We start from the raw sequence: 23,849 nt of genomic DNA on the forward strand, positions 1-23,849 counted from the left end.
GCTTCATTTTTATTGTGTTTTTAGCTTGATTTAGATAATATCTACTAATTGCTTAACTTGTCTAATAAGTTAGACCAATTAACATACTCATGAAACAACTTTTTTTAATCCCGATTTTTTTAATAAGCTTAATTTCTTGTGATGCTCAGATTCCTGATAAAGAAGGGCAGATAGCAGCAGCTGTTCAGGCTGCTCCACCTGAAAAGCAGGAGGGAGCCACGGTTTATGGATTTGATTCTGATGGTAAAAAAGTACTTTTAAGAGAAGGTACAAATGAGCAGATTTGTGTGGCTGATGATCCTAATAAAGAAGGTTTTAGTGTTGCTTGCTACCATAAGGATTTACAACCTTTTATGAAAAGAGGAGATGAATTACGTGCAGAAGGAAAGGAGAGGGGCGAGATATTTGAAATAAGAGAAAAGGAAGCAAAGGCAGGAACACTCAAAATGCCTGACCACCCGAGTACATTACATGTTTTATCTGGAGTAAATGCCAGTTATAATAAAGAAACAGGAGAAGTAGAAAATGCAAGTTTACGATATGTAGTATATATTCCTTTTGCTACGGCTGAGTCAACAGGATTGCCAACTAAGCCTATGGTGCCAGGTGGTGCCTGGATTATGGATCCGGGTACACATAGAGCTCATATCATGATAACTCCAGTTAATAAATAATTAGCAAAAAAAGAAAAGGCGAATCGATTGATTCGCCTTTTTAACTCTATAGATTATTTGAAATTATCCTTTGTAGCTTACTTTATATATAACTCCTTTAAGGTCATCAGAGATTAACATATCTCCTGCATCATTTAATAATACATCAACTGGTCTACCCCAAGCTTCTTGTTTTTCATGATCTAACCAGCCGTTAATGAATGTTTCATATGTTGGTTCACCTTCATCAGTATTGCTTACCATTTGAATTCTATATCCGATCTTTTTTGATCTATTCCAGCTCCCATGTTCTGCTATGAAAATTTGATTGTGATATTTCTCTGGGAACTGATTAGCTGTATAAAACTTTAATCCTAATGGGGCTACATGAGGACCTAAGTTTCTGTATGGCTTTTTAAATTCATCGCAAGATCTCATGTCACCAAACTCAGGATCTTTAATTGTTCCTCCGTGACAGAATGGGTACCCAAAATGCTGTCCTTTTTCTGTGACTACATTCAACTCACAGGGAGGAATATCATCCCCTAACATATCTCTACCATTATCCGTAAAGTATAAATCTTGAGTTTCCGGATGCCATGTAAAGCCTACCGTATTTCTAACTCCATGTGCATATACTTCCATATTAGTTCCATCAGGATTCATTCTCGTAATACTTGCATATACAGGTTTGTCTGGATTATTACAGATGTTACAAGGAGCTCCTACTGGTACATATAATTTACCATCTGGTCCAAACGCAATATATTTCCAACCATGGTGTTTGTCTGTTGGATATTCATCATAAATAACTTCATATGATGGACTTTCAAGAGAATTCTCTATATCAGCGAATTTCAAAATACGGCTAACCTCTGCTACATAAAGATCACCATCTTTTAATGCAACACCATTAGGCATATTTAACCCTTCAGCTAAAATATATTTCTTATCTGCTGTTCCGTCTCCATCAGTATCTTTTACTGCGTAAACTTTATCTTCTTGTCTGTTCCCCACATATAAAGTTCCAGATTCAGATAAAGCCATCGAACGAGCATTTGGCACTTCTGCATAAACCGATATTTCAAATCCTTCAGGAAGATTTAAAGTTGATAATAAGCTATCCATCTCAGTTGATGGTTTTGCTTCTACTTTTTCCTCACTAGTTGATTCCTCAGCTTTATTTTCTTTTGAATTGCCACCACAGGCAATTAGGAAACTAGCGGCTAAGACTGGTATTATAAATTTTAACAATTTCATATTCATTTGTTTTATGTGTATTCAATTAAAGATATAAAATACCTAAATGTTTAATTATTTATTCGAATTATATTCACTTATGTTTAATTGATTGAAGGTAAAATGTTAATTATCGTTTTCTAATTCATCTACTTCCATAAGCTTTTGTAATATTTGAATTGCAGCCTTTGCTATATTAGTTCCAGGTCCGAATACTGCTGAAACTCCAGCCTCGTAAAGGAAATCATAATCCTTTGGTGGAATAACACCACCAGCAATAACCATAATATCCTCTCTACCGATTTTCTTAAGCTCATTAATCAATTTAGGGATTAACATTTTATGCCCTGCAGCTAAACTAGAAGCTCCAACTATATGAACATCATTCTCAGCAGCTTGCATAGCAGACTCTTCAGGAGTTTGGAATAAAGGTCCTATATCAACATCAAATCCTAAGTCAGCAAAACTAGTGGCTATTACTTTAGCTCCTCTGTCATGGCCATCTTGACCCATTTTAGCAATTAGAATTCTAGGTCTTCTTCCTTCTAATTCAGCAAATTCATTCGCTAATTTTTGAGCTTGTTTGAATTCATCACTATTCCCCGCTTCACCAGAATATACACCCTGAATTGATCGAATAGTAGCTTTATGTCTTCCAAATGATTCTTCCATAGCATCTGATATTTCACCTAAAGTTGCTCTCTTTCTAGCTGCTTCAACTGCAAATTCTAATAAATTCCCTTTTCCAGATTTAGCACACTCAGCTAAATTATTTAAGGCGACTTTAGTATCCTCTTCATTTCGTTCGTCCTTTAACTTTTCAAGTCTTTTAATTTGAGACTTTAAAACAGCAGTATTGTCAACTTCTCTCAATTCGATATCACTCTCTTCATCAGTTTGGTAACGATTAATTCCTACAATAACTTCTCGTCCTGAGTCAATTCCCGCTTGCTTTTTAGCAGAGGCTTCCTCAATTCTCATTTTGGGTAGGCCAGATTCTATAGCTTTGGTCATGCCGCCCATTTCTTCAACTTCCTCAATTAATTTCCAAGCTTTTTGAACCAATTGATCGGTTAAGTATTCAACGTAATAAGAGCCACCCCATGGATCAACAGTTTTAGTGATCTGCGTTTCATTTTGCAAGAATAACTGAGTATTTCTAGCGATTCTAGCTGAAAAGTCTGTTGGTAATGCAATAGCTTCATCCAGAGCATTTGTATGTAGGGATTGAGTATGGCCTAATGCAGCTGCTTTTGCCTCAATGTAAGTTCTGGCTACATTATTATAAGGATCCTGCTCAGTTAAACTATAGCCTGATGTTTGGCTATGAGTTCTTAATGCCAAAGATTTTGGGTTTTGAGGATTGAATTGCTTTACAATTTTAGCCCATAGTAATCTTCCAGCTCTCAATTTGGCAATTTCCATAAAATGATTCATACCTATTGCCCAGAAGAAAGATAGGCGAGGAGCAAACTCATCAATCTTTAATCCAGACTTAATACCAGCTCTAATGTATTCTAATCCATCCGCTAAGGTATAAGCCAATTCTAAATCAGCCGTAGCACCCGCTTCATGCATATGGTATCCACTTATACTGATTGAATTAAATTTTGGCATATTTCTACTGGTATATTCAAAAATATCTGAAATGATGCGCATTGAAGGTTTAGGTGGATAGATATAGGTATTTCTCACCATAAACTCCTTTAGAATATCATTTTGAATAGTACCAGATAATTGTTCTGGTTTCACTCCTTGTTCTTCAGCTGCAACAATGTAAAAGGCCATAACTGGAATTACAGCTCCATTCATGGTCATTGAAACCGACATTTTATCAAGAGGAATTTGATCAAAGAGTACTTTCATATCTAAAATGCTATCAATTGCTACTCCCGCTTTTCCCACATCTCCTTCAACTCTTGGGTGGTCGGAATCATAACCTCTGTGAGTAGCTAAATCAAAAGCAACTGAAAGTCCTTTTTGGCCCGCTGCTAAGTTTCTTCTGTAGAAAGCATTCGATTCTTCTGCAGTAGAAAAACCTGCATATTGTCGAATAGTCCAAGGTCTCTTTACATACATAGTACTGTAAGGTCCTCTTAAATAAGGTGCTTTACCAGCGATAAAACCTAAATGTTCAGCTTCTTGTATGTTACTTTTATCAGTAACTGGTGGAATAACAATTTTCTCAGCTGTTTTCCATTCAGTTCTGCCTTCTGCTTTCTTATGTTCAGCAGTTATGTTTTTTGATTGAATTTTTGAAAAATCAGGTCTCATATAAGTGCTATTCCTAAGTCTTTTAATAAATTATCTAAAAATCTTTTAGTATCTACATTTCTGTTGATACATCCATATAAACCAAGTTTTTTCAGTTGCTCTTCATCTTCTTCTTGCCCAGCAATCAATATGATTTTATTTTGATTAGTAATGAAATCATTTAAATCAGAAGGCTTGTCAGAATAGCATAAAACACTAATTGAAACCTCTTCATTTGAATCCTTTACTTGGCTTAATTCTTTTTCAATTTTCTCAGAGGCTATACCAATACCTGCAATACCTAAAAAGCTATAGGCAAAATCAGCTTTTGCTTTTGTTACTGGATCAGTGCCCAAAGAAATGATTTCAGCCATTGGTCTTGAATTTTCACCTTTCTCTTTCACTAATTTTTCAATACGATATCTCATATGTTCGATTGTGGCAGTAAGTCTTTTGGCTTCTAAACTTTTACCACTTTCTTCAGTATCTAGATATTCGCTTACATTCTCTCCAATTAGTTGGAAGGTATTTGCTCCAATTACTACATCCTTTCTAGACCATAATTTTTGTTCAGCCTTACCAGCATCAGTGTCAATTAATTGATGGATATTACCATTCTCATAGTGATGATTGTACGAGCCATCTTCCTCAAATTCTAAGAATATTTTCCACGAATTTTCAGCAATTTCATTGATCAAGTTCTCAATATAATAGCTTCCTTGTGTTGGGTCTACTATTTTATCAAGATGGCTTTCTTCTTTTAAAATGCTTGAGATATTTAAAGCAATTCTTTTGAAAGTTTCACTAGATGGTTTTCCAGCCGCTTCATCATGTGGTTGAATCCATAAACTATTACATCCTCCCACAATAGCAGCCATTGCCTCATTAGTATTTCTCAAAAGGTTTACATTGAAATCTAATGCAGATTTTGTCCTGATACTGGTGTCACAGTGAATACTTATATCATCAGCATCAATTTTACTTTCGTATGCTTCTGCGATTTTTAGAAGATTTAGCTTTAATGCCTTTAGTTTAGCAATTTCAAAGAAATAATTTTTACCAACTGCAATTGAGAAAACGGTTGATTTGAGAATACTGCTTGCTTTTAAATCTTGATCAGTTAATTTATCTAAAAACTCTACTGACTTTGTTAAAGTTAGTCCCAACTCATGAGTTATATTAGCACCCGAATTGTGAAATAGATTACTACTTATGCATAATGGTTTAAAGTTAGGGTATTCATCGGCATGCTTAATTAGCTCGGCAATGCTTTCATAATCTTTATCATTTAAACCGATGTTTCCAGCATCTCTACATTCTATAATATCACATAAATAAAACCCACTTAATTTATGGCTATCGATATTGTGAGAATTTATGTAGTTAATATATTTTTTTATAAATGAATAAAAGGGTTCGTCCGATTGAAATGAAATGCTGCAATATTCAGCTTTAATATCTTTAAGAAGTATTTCAAGATCGTAATCCACTTTAGAAATTTTAAAGATGATGCCATCAGCACCTTGATTTAAAACTTGTAGAGCTTTTTGATTGGCTGATTTTTCATCTTCTATGACAATCTTAGCTTGATTAACCCAAAAGCGTGGAGGCAATGCTTCATGCTGATTTTGTATCGGATTTTGAATGTTTAGATAATTAAAATCTGAATTATCTTGATGGTAAAAAGGCTGTATCGAAATTCCTTCAACTGTTTTAGTCACAAGACTTTCGAAAGGCTTGTCTTTTAGCTCCTTAATGATCTGATTTTTCCAGTCAATAGCTGAACTTTTTCCAAAATCTTCGAATAGCTTTTTTCTGCTCATTTACTTCATTTAGTCGTTTAAATGTTAAAGTTAATATTTTTCCTGCTATACCTAAATGATATTAATATAAAAGGTGAATTAGGGATATGGCTTAATTCAGTTATGAATAACTTAGCTATTTAAAACAGAAGATTATATCTTGAGTTAGATTTATTAATTATATTAAACGTTGGTCAGGTTTTTGAATTGGATAATTGTCTCCAAATCTTTTAATCAAATAAAAAATGTTAATTTTTAAAGAAAATTTAACTTATATAATATCATATATTGACTGAAATGTATTTAACGCTATGTCAAGTAAAAATCCATTTTTTTCTTACCTATTTTTTTATCATTTTTGTCAGCCCCGATTTAAAAAGGGCTTCAAATTTGAAATCCGCCAATTATTAATGTGAATGGTTAAAGACTGTAAATCAGTATGGAATAATTGTCTTCACTCCATTAAAGAGAGTGTAGGAGAACAAAGTTTTAATACTTGGTTTTCTCCTATTGAGCCTGTGAAACTTGAAAATAATATTCTAACGATTCAAGTTCCCAGTCAATTCTTTTATGAATGGTTAGAGGAGCACTATGTTCATATTTTGAGAAAAGTGATTCACCAGGAGCTAGGGCCGGAGGGAAGACTTGAATATTCTGTTATTGTAGATAAAGGTAACGAACAGTATAAGCCCTTTACAATCAATCTTCCAAATAATAATAAATCCAATAAACCAAAGGAACAAGAGAGACCAGAGCCTTTGAATCCATTTGCATTAAATGGTGTAGATTTAAGTCAGCAGAACTCACAACTTAATCCTAATTATACTTTTGATACCTTTATTGAAGGAGATTGTAATAGATTGGCGCGTTCGGCCGGATATGCAGTGGCTAAAAAACCTGGAATTACTTCTTTCAATCCCTTAATGATTTATGGGGGTGTTGGACTGGGTAAAACACATTTAGTGCAAGCAATCGGAAATGAGATTAAGGATACTTTAAATGGGAAATTTGTTCTTTATGTCTCGTCTGAGAAATTTACAAATCAATTTATTGATGCTCTTCGAAATAATAAGATTCAAGATTTCTCAAATTACTATCTTCATATAGATGCATTAATCATTGATGATGTTCAATTTTTAGGAGGTAAAGAGCGGACACAAGAAATATTCTTCCATATCTTCAACCATTTACATCAAAATGGTAAGCAAATCATAATGACTTCCGATAGACCGCCAAGAGATTTGAAGGGCTTAGAAGATAGATTACTTTCGAGATTTAAATGGGGTTTAACTGCTGATTTACAACAACCGGATTTAGAAACAAGAATTGCCATTATTCAAAATAAAATGGAAAGTGATGGGATACACATTCCAGAAGATGTTATTGAATATTTGGCGTATTCAGTAGATACTAATATTAGAGAATTAGAAGGGGTTTTGATTTCTTTAATTGCTCATGCTTCACTAAATAGAAAAGAAATAGATCTAGAATTAGCGAAGCAGACACTCAAAAATATTGTTCACGATATTGAATCAGAAGTTGGAATAGATTTCATTCAAAAGACTGTTTCAGAACACTTTGCTGTAAAAATTGATGATTTAAAAGCGAAAACAAGAAAGAAAGAAATAGTTATCGCTAGACAAGTCTCAATGTATTTCTGTAAAGAACATACCAATCACTCCTTAAAATCTATCGGTTACCATTTTGGAGGAAGAGACCACTCTACTGTTATTCATGCTGTGCAATCAGTAAATGATATGATGCAAGTAGATAAAAGGTTTAGAGAAGAAATGGAAGAGCTTAAAAAGAGATTTAAAATGAAAAAGGTTTAAATTTTTTCAACCTTACTTTTAAAAGCATCCTTCTTAATCTTTTTGTAGTGTTTTGTGGCGTGTTCACTATTTAAAATCTTATTTATTTCCGGATGGTCAGGATATTGTATCAAATATTTTTTGAATTCATTCCAGGCTGAGATAGATTCATCTTGATCGAAAAAGCCAAAGCCTTGATAGTTCCCGTTTTCAACTAATACAAACGCTTTCTCACTAAGGGTTCTGCCATCACCCATTAATAAATAATCACTCTTTTCGATATTGCAGATCTCAATGAATTTTTCGATTTTTTCATTGTGATCCTCTAATGATTCATCTCCAATACAAGCTCCTTCGCATAAACCAAGTTTTAAATCAAAGCAGGCATCTGGGCTTGACTGTATTCCAGCCATTTTTGGGCAAATATTTAATTTTTTACTCATTTCATTGAGAAAACTAAAACCTGATGCATGATTCGGAAATCGTATTATACTTTTCATTCCAGTTTGCTTTCTACCTAATTGTAGTCTTTTATACCCCCTTCTATCTTCGTATAAATAAATAGAATAACCAGGATTATTGCTTTTTTGAGCTCTATTATATCTAGGCCAATTTTTTCTTATTTCATGTGATTCGTGAAGTAATGCTATTAATTCATTGCCAGTCAAGTAGTAATCTACATGATGAATTTGACTTTGAAAGGCTTGTTTTGCGACTTCTAATTTCGTTCCACCAAAATGATTGCTGACTCTTTTTTTGATGTTTTTAGCCTTTCCTACATATATAATTTGATTTTTTTGATTTAGGAAATAGTAAACCCCTGGAGATTCTGGCAATTCTTCAAAAACTTTCCGGTCTAAGTTTTCAGGAATATTCACTACAGAAGCATTTTTCTTTAAGGATTTCTCAATAATTCCTTCACTATCATTTTCAACTAATTGAGTAAAAAGCTCGGCAGTAGCGATAGCATCACCAAAAGCTCTGTGCCTATCATGAATCTGTATGCCTCTGTCGTCACAAATATTTCCTAAGCTGTAGCTTTTTAAGCCAGGAAATATTTTCCTGCTTAAGCGGACTGTACAAAGTTTTTTTAATTTCAGATCATAACCTAAATCTTGAAATGCAGCTCTCACAAAGGAATAATCAAAATTCACGCTATGTGCAACGAAAATATTACCGTCTAATAATTCATGAATAGTTTTAGCTTCCTCATAAAATTTTGGTGCTTCAGCCACCATCTGATCATTAATGCCATGAATCGCAGATAGTTGAGGAGGGATGTGGCGTTCTGGATTTATTAAAGATTGATATTCCTTAACAACTTTTTGCCCATCATGAAGAATAATAGCAATTTCGCAAATGCGATTTCTTGCTGCATATCCTCCTGTAGTTTCTATATCAACAATTGCGTACTTCATTGTTGCTTCTTCAGTTCACATACGCATCTAAAACCAATTATATTGCTAGGCTCTTTGTATTTCACGTTTGTAAAAACACCTATTTCTTCTTGTGATGTTTTCCAGTTTCCACCTTTTGCAATTCCATTGATAGTAGTCATTTCACTCACATTGCCTCTAAGATCATAAGGTATCTTCTCCAAAGATTGATAATCTTTTCTCCCCCAAATTTCATTCAGATTTAGGACATAATTTAAATATTCATCTTTGCCTTTATAAACTAAGTTTTCTATAATAAATACTGGATTTTTTTTCAGGTATATCTGAATTTTATCCTCATACTCGTCAGCAGAAATACGTAGATTATTCTTATTAATTATGTCTTGTAGTTCCGATCTGTCTTGATCCGATCCTGCTATACTTTCCAACCAAGGTGTTCTTTTAAGTACATAGTCATATCTGATTGCCATTTTTACCCATTCTTCAATGGTTGGTAATCTGACATCTAAATTATATTCTTCTTCACTTATTTCCTCATTATCCATCATTCTTTGATTCAATATATCTTCTAACCACTCGCAATAATTCGTAGCTTGCTCGTAGTTTACATATACTACAGGATAATATCTAGTTTTAATGTTTCTGAAATACTTTTGCTCATTATAAACAGTATCCGTGGGATCAAATTTTAGTAATTGTGACTCATGAAATTCCGTTGAGGAATCCTTTTTCACATAATATAAATACTCTAGATAGTTGATATTTTGGACCTCAGTTTTAAAAGTATAGAGGTTGTTTCCTAATGGAACCTGAAATCCAACTAATATATCATCATTTTGGGCAAAAACTCCTACCATATAGAGGTACAAGTGTGAAAATAAAAAAAATCTAATCATAGTGCTACTCTGTCCAACTCATAGGATATTTCTTATCCATAAAGTCTTTTCCTTCTTCGGTAACATAAAGTGGTTTAAACGTATCAAGCATTACCGCAATTTCTTCAGTTTCTTTTGCGCCTATACTTTTTTCAACTGTACCAGGATGAGGGCCATGTGGTAATCCTCCAGGATGTAAAGTAAATGAACCTCTATCAATTCCTTTTCTACTCATAAAGTTGCCTTCAACATAATAAAGTACTTCATCTGAATCTATATTACTATGATTATAAGGAGCAGGAATTGCTTGCGGATGATAATCAAATAGTCGAGGTACAAATGAGCAAATCACATAATTGTGAGCCTGAAAAGTTTGATGTACTGGAGGTGGCTGATGAATTCTACCCGTAATGGGTTCAAAATCATGAATTGATAGAGTATAAGGATATAAAAAGCCATCCCAACCTACTAAATCAAAAGGACTATGATCATATACATAATGATGTATGTAACCTCCTTTTTTAATTTTCACATGATAATCGCCTTTTGTTTCTTCTGTGATTAATTCTTGAGGAGGATGAATGTCTCTTTCACAATAAGGGGAATGCTCTAATAATTGTCCTAACTGATTTCTATAACGACTTACAGTCTCTATTGGGCTAGCTGATTCAATTGTTAAATATCTTACATCACTGCTTTCCCATTCTAATTTGTATATAGTAGTTCTAGGGATTACCACATAATCACCCGCCTGGATTTTCAATTTACCGAACTGTGAATACATATATCCACTGCCATCGTGGATAAAGAGTAATTCATCAGCTTCAGCATTTTTATAATAATAATCCATACTTTTTCTAGATGGCATACACAAAGCCATGGATACATCATCATTCATTAAAAGAACTTTTCTACTATCAAGGAAATCACTACCTGTGTTTTTCACACCTGAAGTATTAAGATGTATTTGCTGTAGGGTTAAATCCTTATCAGGTTTAGTACCATAGGCAACTGATTTTTTAATTTCTTTTATCCTTGTAGGAGGGTTTATGTGGTATAAGTTTGAATAAATACCTGAAAATCCCAATGAACTTACCAACTCCTCAGCATACAAGCTCCCGTCTGGTTGACGAAATTGTGTATGTCTTTTTGGAGGGATGTTTCCTTTCTTTACGTAATATGCCATTTTAAAAAGTTATTTTTTTGCTAATCTTTCGGCTTGATCAAAAAGTTTTAGCGCTTCCTTAAAGATTTCGTTTTGTTGATTAAAGATAGGGTAGAAGCCTTTGTTATTCCAAACATTTCTTGCAATGTATGCCTTACAATAAAGCTTAATTAGTTCTTTTGATTTATTAAACCCTTCTTTATCAAATTGAACATCATTTTTTTTGCCCAATGAAATTAAGTCATCAAGCATTTTATCTGATATTTCAAATTCTGAATTATATTTCTCAAATCCCATCTTCTCCAGTCTTGACTTATTCTTTTCATAGTAAGAGAAAGTATATTGTCTTAATGAGTTGCTTAAGAATAATCGGTTTAAATAAGTGGAATTTTGAGTTGTGTCTAGAGGAACAAAATAATCAGGCATGATGCCCCCACCGCCATAAACCACTCTTCCATTAGCAGTTGTGTATTTTAGTGAATCATTAAATTCTATACTGTCTGCAACAAAATACTCTCCATGCTCATATCTAGAACTCATTTCCTGTCTGTATTCATCAGGATTTTCACCAAACGGTTTTTGAATCGATCTTCCAGATGGAGTATAATATCTAGAAATGGTTAATCGTAATTCAGAGCCATCTTTTAAAGGAACAGGCATTTGCACTAAACCTTTACCAAAAGATCTTCTGCCAACTATTAAGCCTCTATCATTATCTTGAATAGCACCAGAAACTATCTCAGAAGCTGAAGCACTGCCTTCATTTATTAATACTATTAATGGACTTTCTTCAAACTTTCCGTCTTTTATAGCTCTAGCTTCAGAATTATATCTCTTTTCTTTCCCTTTGGTGTAAACAATCATGGCATTGTCTTTTAAGAATTCGTCAGCCATATTAATAGCCTTATCCATATAACCACCAGGATTGTCCTGTAAGTCTAATATTAATTTTTTAAGCCCTTGCTCTTTAAGGCCATTTAAAGCCTCCATGAATTCGTTATAAGTGGTAGCCGAAAAGCGACTGACTTTAATGTAGCCGATTTCATCATCCACCATATAGCTTACATCAACTGAATATTGAGGAATTTTATCCCTGATGATAGTGTATTCTACTATTTCGTTTAAGCCAGACCTCATAATTTCTAACTTTACCTCACTGCCTTTTTCACCTCTCAGGTTTTCATGTACTTGTCGGTTAGTTAATCCAACACCTGCAATGTTTTTACCATCTACACTAATGATTTTATCTCCAGATTGTAGGCCAGCTTCTTCTGATGGCCCACCACTTAAGGGAGCTACTACATAAAGGGTGTCATTAAAAATATTAAATTCAATTCCAATACCTTCAAAATTACCTTTTAAGTCGGCCGAAACCATTTCTAAATCTTTTGAAGGGATATAAGAAGTATGGGGATCTAATTCTTTGATGATACCATTGATAGCACTGTTTACTAATTTTTCTGTATCTACCTCTTCAACATAATTTTGATCTACCTGTAAAAGAATTTCTTTTATTCTGGTAATTCCTTCAAGCACAGTGTCCTTATTAGCTGAAGGATTGGCCATGGTAGCACCAATTAATATACCAGCTGCCAGAGTTGTAAAAACAATAATTGGCAATTTTATTTGAAATGAACTATTTTTATTCTGATTCACGTTTAAGAATTTTTATTTTCATAAATAACGCACGAAATTAATAAATCGTTGGGTTGAAAAGCCCCAATTTTAAATTACATTTGTCATTTACCTAAATTAGTTAAAGTGAAATACTCTCAAAAGAAAATAAAGGAATTAGTTGCTGATAATTACGTTTTTGCGTCAGTCCTTTATTATTTGGGTATAGAATATTATGAGTTTGAAGAAGACACACTTGAAAAAGTATGTCAAAACAAAGGTGTTGATGTTAAATATGTAATTGCTGAGTTGGAAAAAATTAATCGTAATGAAGAGATTGAAAATATTAAATTATTGTCATTCCCGATTGATTTGGTGATTACTTATTTAAAGCATGCGCACTTTATTTTCATTAAGAAAGATTTACCTTTTTTGGTAAAATTGGTGAATAAACTGAATACCACTGAAAATCATCTTGCTACTGTAGAAAAAGAGATTAAGGATGTGTTTCCTCTCTTTGTTGAGGACTTTGTTCACCATATATATGAGGAGGAGGATACATTATTTGATTACATTACTCAATTAAAAGCAATTGAAGATCGTAAAAATAACCCATCAGCCTTTTTCTATAAATACCCTAATTTCAATATGCAAAAATTTGCAATCGATCATGAGGTTCATGACGATGAAATGAAGGGAATCCGCTATTTAATGGATCAATATCCTGTGGAGGAAAGCTCTCCATTAAATGTTAAAGTTTTGTTTTCAGAATTGACTCGCTTTGAAGAGAAATTGAAAGTTCATGCTAAAATTGAAAATGAAGTTTTATTTCCGAAAGCCTTAATGTTAGAGAAATCAGTAAGAAAGCAATACGATTCTCTAATTAGATTGAATTAATAAAATGCCTAGGGTTTTATCAATAGATTATGGTACTAAACGGGTTGGTTTAGCGGTCACTGATCCATTAAAAATCATAGCTTCCCCACTAGATACCGTTCATTCCAAAGATGTAATTCAATATTTACAGGATTATTTTCAAAATGAGGAGGTAGAAGCCGTGGTATGCGGTTACCCAACTAATGAAGAGGGTGAAGAAACGGATGCAACTAGACATGTAAATGCATTTATTAATTTTTTTAGAAAGAAATTCCCCACAATGCCCTTACATTTGCAGGATGAAAGCTTCAGTTCGCAAGAAGCTTTACAAGCAATGATTAATTCTGGTTCCAAACGGAAACAAAGGAGTAAGAAATCAGGTAATATAGATAAGGTTAGCGCAGCTATCATTTTACAACAATTTTTAGAAGATTATTAAAGTATGATATATCCTATTGTAGCGTACGGGCATCCGGTCTTGAAGAAAAAAGGAAAAGACTTGGAAAAAGGGGAGGTTGATGTTAAAACATTGGTGGAAGACATGTTTGAAACCATGTATAATGCAAATGGAGTGGGATTAGCAGCTCCACAGATAGGTAAAAGTTTAAGAGTATTTGTAATTGATACTGATCCTATTGATGATGGTGATGAACCTAAAATTAAGCAAGCATTCATTAATCCACAGATTTTAGATGAAGAAGGAGAAGAGTGGGCATTTGAAGAAGGTTGTCTTAGCATTCCTAACATTCGTGAAGATGTAGAAAGAAAACCAAATATCAGAATCAAGTATTTTGATGAGAATTGGGATGAGCATGAAAAGGAATTTGATGGTTTTGTGGCGAGAGTTATTCAGCATGAATATGATCATATAGAAGGAGTTTTATTTACAGACCATGTTTCAGCTTTTAAGAAAAGATTATTGAAAGGGAAATTAGCGAATATTAGTAAAGGAAAGGTTAAGGCCGATTATAAAATGCTGTTTCCAATGAAAAAATAAATTATGTAAGTTCAGCTTGAAATTAGGTGAATTTTTAAGTAAACTTATAATTAGTTTTGTTAATCAAAGAATATATTAACAATCTATAAAATTGTGGCAGAGTTATTGCGATGATTGCAATAGAACATTTTCTCAAAAGATATGAATCAATTATTTAGAGTATTTATTATAGCCTTTATTACAGTATTCAGCTTTTCATTTGCAGAAGCTCAATCAAAAAAAGCTTCTGAATTTATTGAGAACGGAATTAAGAAGTTCGAAAATAAAGAATATATGGAAGCGATAGTAAGCTTCAATGAAGCAATAAAGCTTGATGAAAATGCTTATCAAGCCTATTATATGAGAGGTAATATTAAGCAAAAATTTGCTGATGTACATGGTGCTATGAAAGATTATAATAAAGCGATTGAGGCAAATGCTGAATTTTCAGAAGCTTATTTTGAAAGAGGTAATATAAAATATCTTCTTCAAGATTATTACGGAGCCATCAACGATTATTCAAAGACTATCGAGATAAATGAGAATAATCTAGATGCATATTATAAAAGAGGTCAGGCGAAACAGCAACTAGAAGCATACCAAGATGCAATTAATGACTGTACAAAGATCATTGAAAAAGATAAGGACAATGTAGATGCTTATTACTTAAGAGGAGTTTTAAGAATTGAATACGGTCAATTATCAGAAGGATGTTTAGACCTTAGTAAAGCTGGAGAGTTAGGGGACTTGAAAGCGTATGAGATGATCAGAGAAAGATGTAATGATGTTAAATGTTATCCATCAGAATTTGAATAAAATTTGTTAGATAAATTTAAAACCGCAAATGATTCATTTGCGTTTTTTTTTTGTGCCTATAATTTAGTTCTTACTTTATCCCAAGGCTTAATTTGCCAATAAATAGTTCCAGTGCTTAAATGATTCTGTTTTTTATCATATAGTTTTAGCTCACAAGGTATCACAACTGAATCATTTGTTTTCAATGGCTCTTCAACCTGATTCTTTACCCAATTATCATCTATACTAAATTCTGCTACTGCATCCATTTTTGCTTGGAAGTGATAATCCATTTCTAATTTCTGCATGATGATTCTGTATTTTTTAACATCCAATTTATATAAAATCATCAATCCTGTAGTGTATTCTGAAATTGTAGCCATAGCACAGGCATGAATTCCTTTTATGTGATTCAGATTTCTCCTTTTATAGGGTAATAATGTTTGAATTTTTTCTTCATTTATAGATGTAATTTTAAATCCGTGGGGTTTGTTAAAAGGAATCATTCTATCTAAACCTTGATTAAGTAACCATAAATAGAATTTTGAATGCTGAGCTTTATTTACAATTGAATTTAAGTTCATAAAATTGATTGTTTAGCAGATTGAATTGAATTTGAATTGGATAATTATTAAATACTTCCTGTTTCATTGGGCAATCTCGCTTAATTCGAATTATTTTTCAACTATTGTTCTAAAATAAATCATGATGTTAAGTTTCTGGGAAAGAGAAAGTCTATCAAAATATAATTACATAATCATAGGTGGAGGAATTGTAGGTTGCTCAACTGCGTACCATCTTAAAAGGAAATATCCGAAAGCTGATATTGCTATTGTTGAAAGAGGGATTTTTCCAAGTGGTGCTAGTTCAAAAAATGCAGGTTTTGCATGCTTTGGAAGTATTACCGAGCTGGTAGATGATAGAAAGGGTCTATCTGAAAATGAACAGGTAGCATTAGTTGAAAAACGCTGGAAGGGATTACAATTACTTCAAAATATTTTAGGAAATAAAAACATTGGATTAGAAGAGAACGGTGGGTTTGAATTGATTAGAAAGGCAGAATTGCCTGCTCTTGAATATATAGATCATTATAATAGTTTACTTAAGGGTATATTCAAGAAAGATGTATACAGTTTAGACTCATCCCTCATTAATAATTTTGGTTTTAATAAGGATGAATTAGAAACCATTGTAGTAAATTCATTTGAAGGTCAAATCAATACTGGTGAGATGATTAAAAGTTGGTGGTCTGCTTGTAGTGAATTGGGGATAAAATTCTTCACTGCATCTGAGGTTGAAGAAATAAATGAGCACGATCATCACGTGTCTTTAAAATGTAAAACAAGTTTTGATTCGATCGATCTAATAGCCGAAAAAGTAGCAATTTGCACGAATGCATTTGCTCATAAATGGTTGAAGGAAGAAGATATAAATCCTGGAAGAGGAATGGTAATGATTTCTAAACCAATAGAGGATCTGAAGTTTAAAGGTGTTTTTCATTATGATGAAGGTTATTTTTATTTCAGAAATGTTGGAAATAGAGTGTTGATTGGAGGAGGAAGAAATTTAGATAAAGAAACAGAAAACACTACCAGTTTTGGAATCAATCCTAAAATTAAATCATCAATTCTAGATGATTTAAACAATCTAATACTACCCAATCAAAATTTTACTATTGATATGGAATGGTCAGGTATTATGGCTTTTGGCAGAAATAAATCACCGATTATCAAAAAAACATCAGATAGAATAGCTGTTGGTGTGCGTTTAGGAGGAATGGGAGTCGCCATTGGTACTCAGGTAGGAGAGGAATTACATCATTTGCTTGCTGACTGATGACTTATTTTTATTATATTTCGAATTCAATTTAAATTAATATATTGATTTAACTTACATGACGGACAAGCAGATCAGGCCTAGCCTAATTCAATCACTAATTCCTATACTATTTTTAATCACATTATTAAGTTTAAACGTTTACTTTTTTGGAGACGCCACATTAGACGGATCAAATCAAATAGCGTTAATTTTATCTGCTGGTGTAGCATCAGTCATTGCTTTAAAAGTTGGATTTAGGTGGTCAACCATGTTGGATGGTATAGTAAGCAGTATAAGTTCTGCAATGTCATCAATTTTAATTTTATTGTTGATAGGTTCGCTTGCTGGTACTTGGTTATTGAGCGGAATTGTTCCAGCCATGATTTATTATGGCTTAAATATTTTAAATCCTACAATATTTTTATTTGCTGCTTGTGTGGTAAGTGCAATAGTATCGGTTGCAACCGGAAGTTCATGGAGTACCATCGCCACTTTAGGATTAGCTCTTTTAGGAATTGGACAGACTTTAGGGATGAGTGAAGGGGTTGTGGCTGGTGCAATTATTTCGGGCGCTTATTTTGGGGATAAAATGTCGCCTCTTAGTGATACCACCAACCTTGCCCCAGCAATGGCAGGAACAGATTTGTTCACTCATATTCGGTATATGGCATACACTACCATTCCTTCAATTGCAATAGCTTTAATTATATTTTTAGTTTTAGGATTCATGAATAGTTCTGAAACAGACATAGAACAGGTAGGTCAGGTTCAAGCAGCAATTCAAGATAAATTCAATATCAATTTATGGTTGTTTTTAGTGCCTGCAGCTGTAATTTTTATGATTGTTAAAAAGATTTCTGCAATTCCTGCTTTATTAATCGGTACTTTGTTAGGTGGAGTATTTGCAATAGTTTTTCAACCGCAAATCATCGAAATTATTTCAGGTGGAACGGGAAACTTCTTTGAGCAATCTTATAGAGCAGTAATGGTTTCTATGTATGGAGACATTAGTATTACAACATCTAACCAAATGGTTAATGACCTCTTATCTACAGGAGGAATGTATGGCATGTTGAATACAATTTGGTTAATCATTTGTGCTATGGTTTTTGGCGGAGTTATGGAATCAACTAAGATGCTTCAGGTGATTACTGGATCCATTATAAAATTAGCTAATTCAACTGGCTCTTTGGTTACTTCAACTGCTACCACTTGTGTTTTCTTCAATGTAACGGCTTCAGATCAATATTTAGCTATAGTGGTTCCAGGAAGGATGTTTGCTGATACCTATAAGGAGAGGGGGTTGAAACCAGAAGTATTAAGTAGAACTTTAGAAGATTCTGGTACCGTGACCAGTGTTTTAATTCCTTGGAATACATGTGGGGCAACGCAGTCCTCGGTGTTAGGAGTTTCAACTTGGACTTATGCTCCATATGCATTCTTTAATATTATAAGTCCATTCATGACTATTCTTTTTGCTTATCTAAATATAAAAATTAGAAGAATTTCGGATAAATGAACATTGTAAAGGAGATTTCGAAAGAAGAAATCAAGGATTTACCGCTTTGGAAATTTGAAGGTCAAATCACCTTGGTTGAGAAAGATGAAGATTGGGATGAAGTTATTCCCAAATTGTGGAGAGCTGAAATTTTAGGTTTTGATACCGAAGCAAAACCTGTTTTTAGAAAAGGTCAATACAATCCAGTTTCTTTAATTCAACTAGCAACTGATGATGAAGTATTTTTGATTAGAAATTTACTTTGTGGATTTCCTGGAGATCTAATTCGAATTTTTGAAGATCCTGCGATTATAAAAGTAGGAGCTGCCATACATGATGATTTAAAAGATTTACAGAAATTAAGGAAATTCAAACCTGCTGGTTTTGAAGATATAGGCGTTATTGCAAGAGAAAATGGTATGCTACAAAGTGGAGCTAAAAATCTCACTGCAATCTTTTTAAAGAAAAGAATTTCAAAGGCTCAACAAACTTCAAATTGGGAAAAAGCTGAATTAACTGAGGCCCAAATGGATTATGCTGCTACTGATGCCTATTTAGGCCTGAAAGTATATGAAGTATTTGAGGAAATTGGCTGGGTATAATCTCCTTAACCTCACCTTAAAGCATTAAAATTAATAATTAAATATAGTTGTTATACTAACAATTTGTTTACTTTGAAGTTTAAATGATGGAAGTAAACATATATGGAAATCTCAACTAATAAATTTCAGAAGTATTGTAATAGCTTAGTTTCTTATAAGAGAAGAAAAACTATTCCCGTAAAAATAGGAGACATCATTATAGGAGGTGATAATCCCATAGTTCTACAATCCATGACTACGGTTGATACAATGGATACAGAAGGCTCAATTGAGCAATCCATCAGAATGATTGATGCGGGATGTCAATTAGTAAGAATTACAGCACCTTCCATAAAAGAAGCTGAGAATCTAAGAAATATTAAAGAGGGATTAAGAAAAAGATGTTACAATACACCTTTAGTTGCGGATATCCATTTCACACCCAACGCAGCCGAATTAGCCGCAAAAATAGTTGAAAAGGTTAGAGTAAATCCTGGCAATTATGCCGATAAAAAGAAATTCGAAAATATAGAATATACAGATGATAGCTATAAGGCTGAATTAGACAGGATTAAGAAACGATTTAAACCTCTTGTTCAGATTTGTAAAGAGCATGGTACTGCAATAAGAATTGGTACCAATCATGGTTCCCTATCAGATAGAATTATGAGTCGGTATGGTGATACACCATTTGGCATGGTTGAATCCGCACTAGAATTTATAAGAATTTGTGAAGAGATGGATTTTTATGATATAGTAGTTTCTATGAAATCCAGTAACCCACAGGTAATGGTTCAAGCCTATCGTTTATTAGTTCAGAAATTGGATGAGGAAGGTTTAAAACCCTATCCTTTGCATTTGGGAGTAACAGAAGCTGGGGAAGCAGAGGATGGTAGAATTAAAAGTTCAGTTGGTATAGGTACTTTATTGGAAGATGGTTTAGGTGATACCATAAGAGTTTCATTAACAGAGGAACCAGAGGAAGAGATACCAGTTGCTAAAATATTAGCTGATCGATATTCAAACAGGGAAGGCCATGAGGAAATCCCAAGCATTGAAAATTGCCATTTCAACCCTTATGAATATGAGAAAAGACAAACAAGGCAAACAGAAAACATAGGAGGTAAAGAGGTTCCGGTTGTAATAGCTGATTTTTCAACTAAAGAAAAAATTACACCTGCATCTTTCTTTGGTGTTGGTTATAATTACTCAGTTCCTTTAGATAAATGGTCAATCTCAGACTTTGCATGTGATTATATTTTTACAAATCATAAGAAGGTAGATTTTGAAATCCCTGGTACTTTGGGGATAATCCATTCTCATGAAACTTGGTTAAAAGAAAAAAATAAAGACAGAAGATTTCCATTTATAAAACCAGACCAATATTTAGGTGGAGTAGAAACGCATCCTTCTTTGAACTTCATTTACGCTTGTTTAAGTGATTTGAATCAAGAATTCATCCAAAGATTAAAAAGTGATAAAACAGCGGTGCTGCTAATTGATACCTACAATAAACATGGTATGGCAGAGCAAAGAAGACTATTCTTAGAGCTGTCTGAAAGCAATTGTGATATTCCAGTCGTAATTGGAAGAGCATACAAAGATTTACCGATTGAGTCGCTTCAACTATATTCAGCTACTGACATGGGAGGTTTGCTTATTGATGGTTTTGGTGATGGAATCTTTATTGCAGCAGAAAACTGTGGAGGAGACAAAGCTATAAATGAAACGGCTTTCAATATATTGCAAGCAAGTAGAACTAGGATTTCTAAAACAGAATATATTTCGTGTCCTTCCTGCGGAAGAACCTTGTTTGATTTACAAGAAACAACTGCAATGATTAGATCTAGAACTAATCATTTGAAAGGAGTGAAGATTGGGATTATGGGATGTATCGTAAATGGGCCAGGGGAAATGGCGGATGCAGATTATGGATATGTAGGTTCCGGAAAAGGAAAGATAACTTTATATAAAGGACAAGAAGTAATGAAAAGAGGGGTTCCTTTTGAAAAAGCGGTTGATGAATTAATTGATATTATTAGAGAAGATGGTAATTGGATTGAACCTGAAACTGTTTAGTTTGGTTACAATACCGAATTCAATAAATATTTATGAAAGAGCAGAAAGATTTAGAAGATTTAAATAAAGAGACAAATCAAGATTGGAAAAGATATTTTCAATTAGGAGAAGTTACTACTTATTTTGCCAGGCTTTTTGGTAAAAAAGATCCAGATGCACCCAATAACTTTAACCTTAAAATGATGCATGGCATTAATAAAATATCCATTGTCATGTTCCTAATTGCATTAATCATTATGGTTACTAGAGCGATCATTAGATAATTTTATCATTATTTAAAACTGAAGTTTTAATAATTAGAGATGAATATTGAAGACTTTAGAGACTTCTGCCTTCAAAAATATGGGGTAACGGAAAGTTTCCCTTTTGATGAAGATACATTGGTTTTTAAAGTAATAGGGAAAATATTTGCCCTGATTGATGTTGAGCTTTTTCAAAGTGTAAACCTAAAATGTGATCCTAATGAAGCAATAAAGTTGAGGGAAAAATACGAAGCGGTTAAACCCGGTTATCACATGAATAAAAAGCATTGGAATACAATTGAGTTTGATGGGAGTTTAACTGATAATGAAATATATCACTGGATAAATCACAGCTACGATTTGGTTGTATCAAAACTTCCCAAAAAACTAAGAGATGAAGTAAATCAAAATAGATAAAATTCTACTCTTCTATTTAATTCTCTACCTTCAAATTCATCATCATTAGTTGCAATTGGCCTTTCTTTACCTTCACAACTAATTTCAATTCTGTATTGATTTATTCCACGTTCGATTAATGCTTCCTTCACATTATTAGATCTTTTACATGATAAGTCTATATTAATATCCTCACCTCCAATTGCATCAGTATGTCCTTCAAGTAAGATTTTTAATTGAGGTTTCTCCTCAAGAATAGCAGTAATTTCATCTAATAACATGTCGAATTTACTTAGAACTTTTTCGGAGTCAAATTTGAAATAAATATTTCTATTGATTTTTTGACCTTTTGCACCAGCGTCAATCAAATTAATCTCTTCATCCTCACCAAAACCTAATTTATTACCTAAAGTCGATAGAAACCCTTTATTATTTCTCTCTTGTTCTTTTACATAATCCATCTCTCTGTCAATTTTAACGGAAATAGGAACTGGATTTTCAGCAATTACCTCTTCTGTTTCCACAGGCGGTTGTTGCACTTCATCAGTTTTGGTAATTTCTTCCTGAGTATCATTGGAAGTTTCATCAAGGTTATTTTCAGTTAAACTAGTTTCTGCTTCTGGCTCTTGGATTGGTTTTTCCTGTTTTGTAACAGGAGGAGGGGCTGGCTTATTTTGTTTTCTTTCTTTTGCTGCGGTTATTTTATTTTTTATTTCATCTGAAAGTGTCGCTCTCCATATATTTCTATTAGATGCTCCTGGAGGGTAAGAATCATAATATAAATAGTTAAAGCTTGGATCAATAGAAACATATGTTTCTTCAAATTTAGTATTAATTACATTTCCTAAGTTTTCAGGTTCAGACCAATCGTCCCAGCCTCCTGTTCTATGTGACATGAATAAGTCTGCAGATCCTTGTCCACCATGGCCATAACTAGCAAAAAAGATAGTGTATCCGTCATTCGTTAGGAAAGGAGCAAAGTCAGCTTTTTCACTATTCAATGCTTTCCCCATGGATTTAGGTGTGGTAAATCTACCTGTTGTTTCATCATAAATGCTGAAATATAAATCCTGATCTCCTTCAGTATCGCTTCTTTCAACCGCCATGATGATAATGTTGTTTTTAAAGTTGTAGTCGTAGTCTACATAATTACTTTTATTGTAAAATCCATCTATTGGCAGTTCAATAGGGTCTGATTTTCCTTTTTTAAATAATGCTAATTCTGAGTTAATTCCTTTGTATCTAGAATTAACAAAAATCAAAGAATCATCATTTTTGCTAGCTCTCACTAAATCATTTGGGCGTTTATCATTATATTTCTCTCCCATGTTTTTGGGTTTGGTCCATATGCCACGAGAATCCAATTGACTAACCCATACATCTTGAAAGTCTTTATCTCCTCTGATGTTTTCAGGATGAAATCTTCGGGTTAGGTATATTTTTTTTCCATCATCAGAAATTACTGGCCGTACATCTTGGGTACTACTATTTACCGAACCTGGCAGGCCTTCAGTCGTGATTTTATCTTGAGTAAAAGCGAAAAAAGGAAGTAATATATATGTAGCGATTAAAAAGAGTCTCAATAATTATCGTGTTAAAGTCAAATCAACTATTCGAATTTTATTACATTTATAAAAAAAAGGAAAATTTATGGAATGAAATAAGTTTTTTCGATAAACCTATACTTATAGGTCATGAATTTAGCTTTTCATCCACTAAAACCATCAAATTTTCATTAATATGAACTTTTGTACAATTCTAATGCATGAACAGTACATA

At 33.2% G+C, this 23,849-nt stretch carries 21 protein-coding genes; 12 read left to right on the forward strand and 9 right to left on the reverse strand.

From position 1 onward, the window contains the following. The first annotated feature begins 89 nt into the window (after positions 1–89). Positions 90–674 carry a hypothetical protein gene (locus QYS48_RS12605; protein WP_308356214.1) on the forward strand — a complete coding sequence of 195 codons (585 nt, stop codon included), beginning with the start codon at positions 90–92 and terminating at the stop codon, positions 672–674. 63 nt (positions 675–737) lie between these two features. Here QYS48_RS12605 and QYS48_RS12610 read toward each other — a convergent pair whose 3' ends face one another. From QYS48_RS12610 to QYS48_RS12620, 3 genes are all read right to left on the reverse strand, one after another. After that, entirely contained in the window at positions 738–1,913 is a 1,176-nt protein-coding gene (locus QYS48_RS12610) for a sorbosone dehydrogenase family protein (protein WP_308356215.1), read from the reverse strand. Between the two features lie 105 nt (positions 1,914–2,018). Further along, complete coding sequence (gene scpA / locus QYS48_RS12615) at positions 2,019–4,166, reverse strand: methylmalonyl-CoA mutase (protein ID WP_308356216.1); 2,148 nt, start codon at positions 4,164–4,166, stop codon at positions 2,019–2,021. After that, positions 4,163–5,968, reverse strand: a complete 1,806-nt coding sequence (locus tag QYS48_RS12620) for a methylmalonyl-CoA mutase family protein (protein ID WP_308356217.1) — start codon at positions 5,966–5,968, stop codon at positions 4,163–4,165. Before QYS48_RS12620 ends, scpA begins: the two co-directional genes overlap by 4 nt. Before the next feature lie 395 nt (positions 5,969–6,363). Between QYS48_RS12620 and dnaA the strand changes: the two genes are divergently transcribed. Beyond that, a complete protein-coding gene (gene dnaA, locus QYS48_RS12625; RefSeq protein WP_308356218.1) occupies positions 6,364–7,779 on the forward strand; it encodes a chromosomal replication initiator protein DnaA in 1,416 nt (471 codons plus the stop codon). On the opposite strand, the gene QYS48_RS12630 is transcribed toward dnaA, so the two are convergent. The 4 genes from QYS48_RS12630 to QYS48_RS12645 are packed head-to-tail and all read right to left on the reverse strand — an operon-like array spanning position 7,776 to position 12,851. Then, complete coding sequence (locus tag QYS48_RS12630; protein WP_308356219.1) at positions 7,776–9,176, reverse strand: exonuclease domain-containing protein; 1,401 nt, start codon at positions 9,174–9,176, stop codon at positions 7,776–7,778. The genes dnaA and QYS48_RS12630 overlap by 4 nt on opposite strands. After that, entirely contained in the window at positions 9,173–10,051 is an 879-nt protein-coding gene (locus QYS48_RS12635) for an SUMF1/EgtB/PvdO family nonheme iron enzyme (protein ID WP_308356220.1), read from the reverse strand. Before QYS48_RS12635 ends, QYS48_RS12630 begins: the two co-directional genes overlap by 4 nt. A 4-nt stretch (positions 10,052–10,055) precedes the next feature. Beyond that, positions 10,056–11,216 (reverse strand): homogentisate 1,2-dioxygenase, encoded by a 1,161-nt coding sequence (locus tag QYS48_RS12640; protein WP_308356221.1) that lies wholly within the window; start codon positions 11,214–11,216, stop codon positions 10,056–10,058. Positions 11,217–11,225: 9 nt separating this feature from the next. Next, a complete protein-coding gene (locus tag QYS48_RS12645; protein WP_308356222.1) occupies positions 11,226–12,851 on the reverse strand; it encodes a S41 family peptidase in 1,626 nt (541 codons plus the stop codon). 105 nt (positions 12,852–12,956) lie between these two features. Here QYS48_RS12645 and QYS48_RS12650 point away from each other — a divergent pair, with 105 nt between their 5' ends. The 4 genes from QYS48_RS12650 to QYS48_RS12665 all read left to right on the forward strand — a co-directional run bounded on the left by QYS48_RS12650 (position 12,957) and on the right by QYS48_RS12665 (position 15,477). Beyond that, positions 12,957–13,706, forward strand: a complete 750-nt coding sequence (locus QYS48_RS12650; protein WP_308356223.1) for an iron-sulfur cluster repair di-iron protein — start codon at positions 12,957–12,959, stop codon at positions 13,704–13,706. 4 nt (positions 13,707–13,710) lie between these two features. After that, entirely contained in the window at positions 13,711–14,124 is a 414-nt protein-coding gene (ruvX, locus tag QYS48_RS12655) for a Holliday junction resolvase RuvX (RefSeq protein WP_308356224.1), read from the forward strand. A gap of 3 nt (positions 14,125–14,127) precedes the next feature. After that, the gene (gene def / locus QYS48_RS12660) at positions 14,128–14,682 is read left to right on the forward strand and encodes a peptide deformylase (RefSeq protein ID WP_308356225.1); all 555 of its coding nucleotides are present in this window, start codon (positions 14,128–14,130) and stop codon (positions 14,680–14,682) included. A gap of 141 nt (positions 14,683–14,823) precedes the next feature. After that, a complete protein-coding gene (locus tag QYS48_RS12665) occupies positions 14,824–15,477 on the forward strand; it encodes a tetratricopeptide repeat protein (protein ID WP_308356226.1) in 654 nt (217 codons plus the stop codon). 56 nt (positions 15,478–15,533) lie between these two features. Here QYS48_RS12665 and QYS48_RS12670 read toward each other — a convergent pair whose 3' ends face one another. Next, positions 15,534–16,040, reverse strand: a complete 507-nt coding sequence (locus QYS48_RS12670; protein ID WP_302124125.1) for a DUF4442 domain-containing protein — start codon at positions 16,038–16,040, stop codon at positions 15,534–15,536. Between the two features lie 121 nt (positions 16,041–16,161). On the opposite strand from QYS48_RS12670, the gene QYS48_RS12675 reads away from it, so the two are divergent. The 6 genes from QYS48_RS12675 to QYS48_RS12700 all read left to right on the forward strand — a co-directional run bounded on the left by QYS48_RS12675 (position 16,162) and on the right by QYS48_RS12700 (position 22,091). Next, positions 16,162–17,292 carry an FAD-dependent oxidoreductase gene (locus tag QYS48_RS12675; RefSeq protein ID WP_308356227.1) on the forward strand — a complete coding sequence of 377 codons (1,131 nt, stop codon included), beginning with the start codon at positions 16,162–16,164 and terminating at the stop codon, positions 17,290–17,292. Between the two features lie 58 nt (positions 17,293–17,350). Further along, a complete protein-coding gene (nhaC, locus tag QYS48_RS12680; protein WP_308356228.1) occupies positions 17,351–18,793 on the forward strand; it encodes a Na+/H+ antiporter NhaC in 1,443 nt (480 codons plus the stop codon). Beyond that, positions 18,790–19,374 (forward strand): 3'-5' exonuclease, encoded by a 585-nt coding sequence (locus tag QYS48_RS12685; protein ID WP_308356229.1) that lies wholly within the window; start codon positions 18,790–18,792, stop codon positions 19,372–19,374. The genes nhaC and QYS48_RS12685 overlap by 4 nt, the downstream gene beginning before the upstream one ends. Before the next feature lie 102 nt (positions 19,375–19,476). Then, positions 19,477–21,432: a (E)-4-hydroxy-3-methylbut-2-enyl-diphosphate synthase gene (gene ispG, locus QYS48_RS12690; RefSeq protein WP_308356230.1), complete on the forward strand. Its 1,956-nt coding sequence runs from the start codon at positions 19,477–19,479 to the stop codon at positions 21,430–21,432. 32 nt (positions 21,433–21,464) lie between these two features. Then, positions 21,465–21,695: a DUF6728 family protein gene (locus QYS48_RS12695; protein ID WP_302101396.1), complete on the forward strand. Its 231-nt coding sequence runs from the start codon at positions 21,465–21,467 to the stop codon at positions 21,693–21,695. A gap of 39 nt (positions 21,696–21,734) precedes the next feature. Further along, positions 21,735–22,091 (forward strand): MmcQ/YjbR family DNA-binding protein, encoded by a 357-nt coding sequence (locus tag QYS48_RS12700; protein WP_302101395.1) that lies wholly within the window; start codon positions 21,735–21,737, stop codon positions 22,089–22,091. Here the strand turns inward: QYS48_RS12700 and QYS48_RS12705 are convergent. Continuing rightward, positions 22,079–23,653 carry an OmpA family protein gene (locus QYS48_RS12705; RefSeq protein WP_308356231.1) on the reverse strand — a complete coding sequence of 525 codons (1,575 nt, stop codon included), beginning with the start codon at positions 23,651–23,653 and terminating at the stop codon, positions 22,079–22,081. The genes QYS48_RS12700 and QYS48_RS12705 overlap by 13 nt on opposite strands. Positions 23,654–23,849 lie beyond the last annotated feature (196 nt).

Source organism: Marivirga arenosa, from assembly GCF_030503895.2.
GTDB lineage: Bacteria > Bacteroidota > Bacteroidia > Cytophagales > Cyclobacteriaceae > Marivirga > Marivirga arenosa.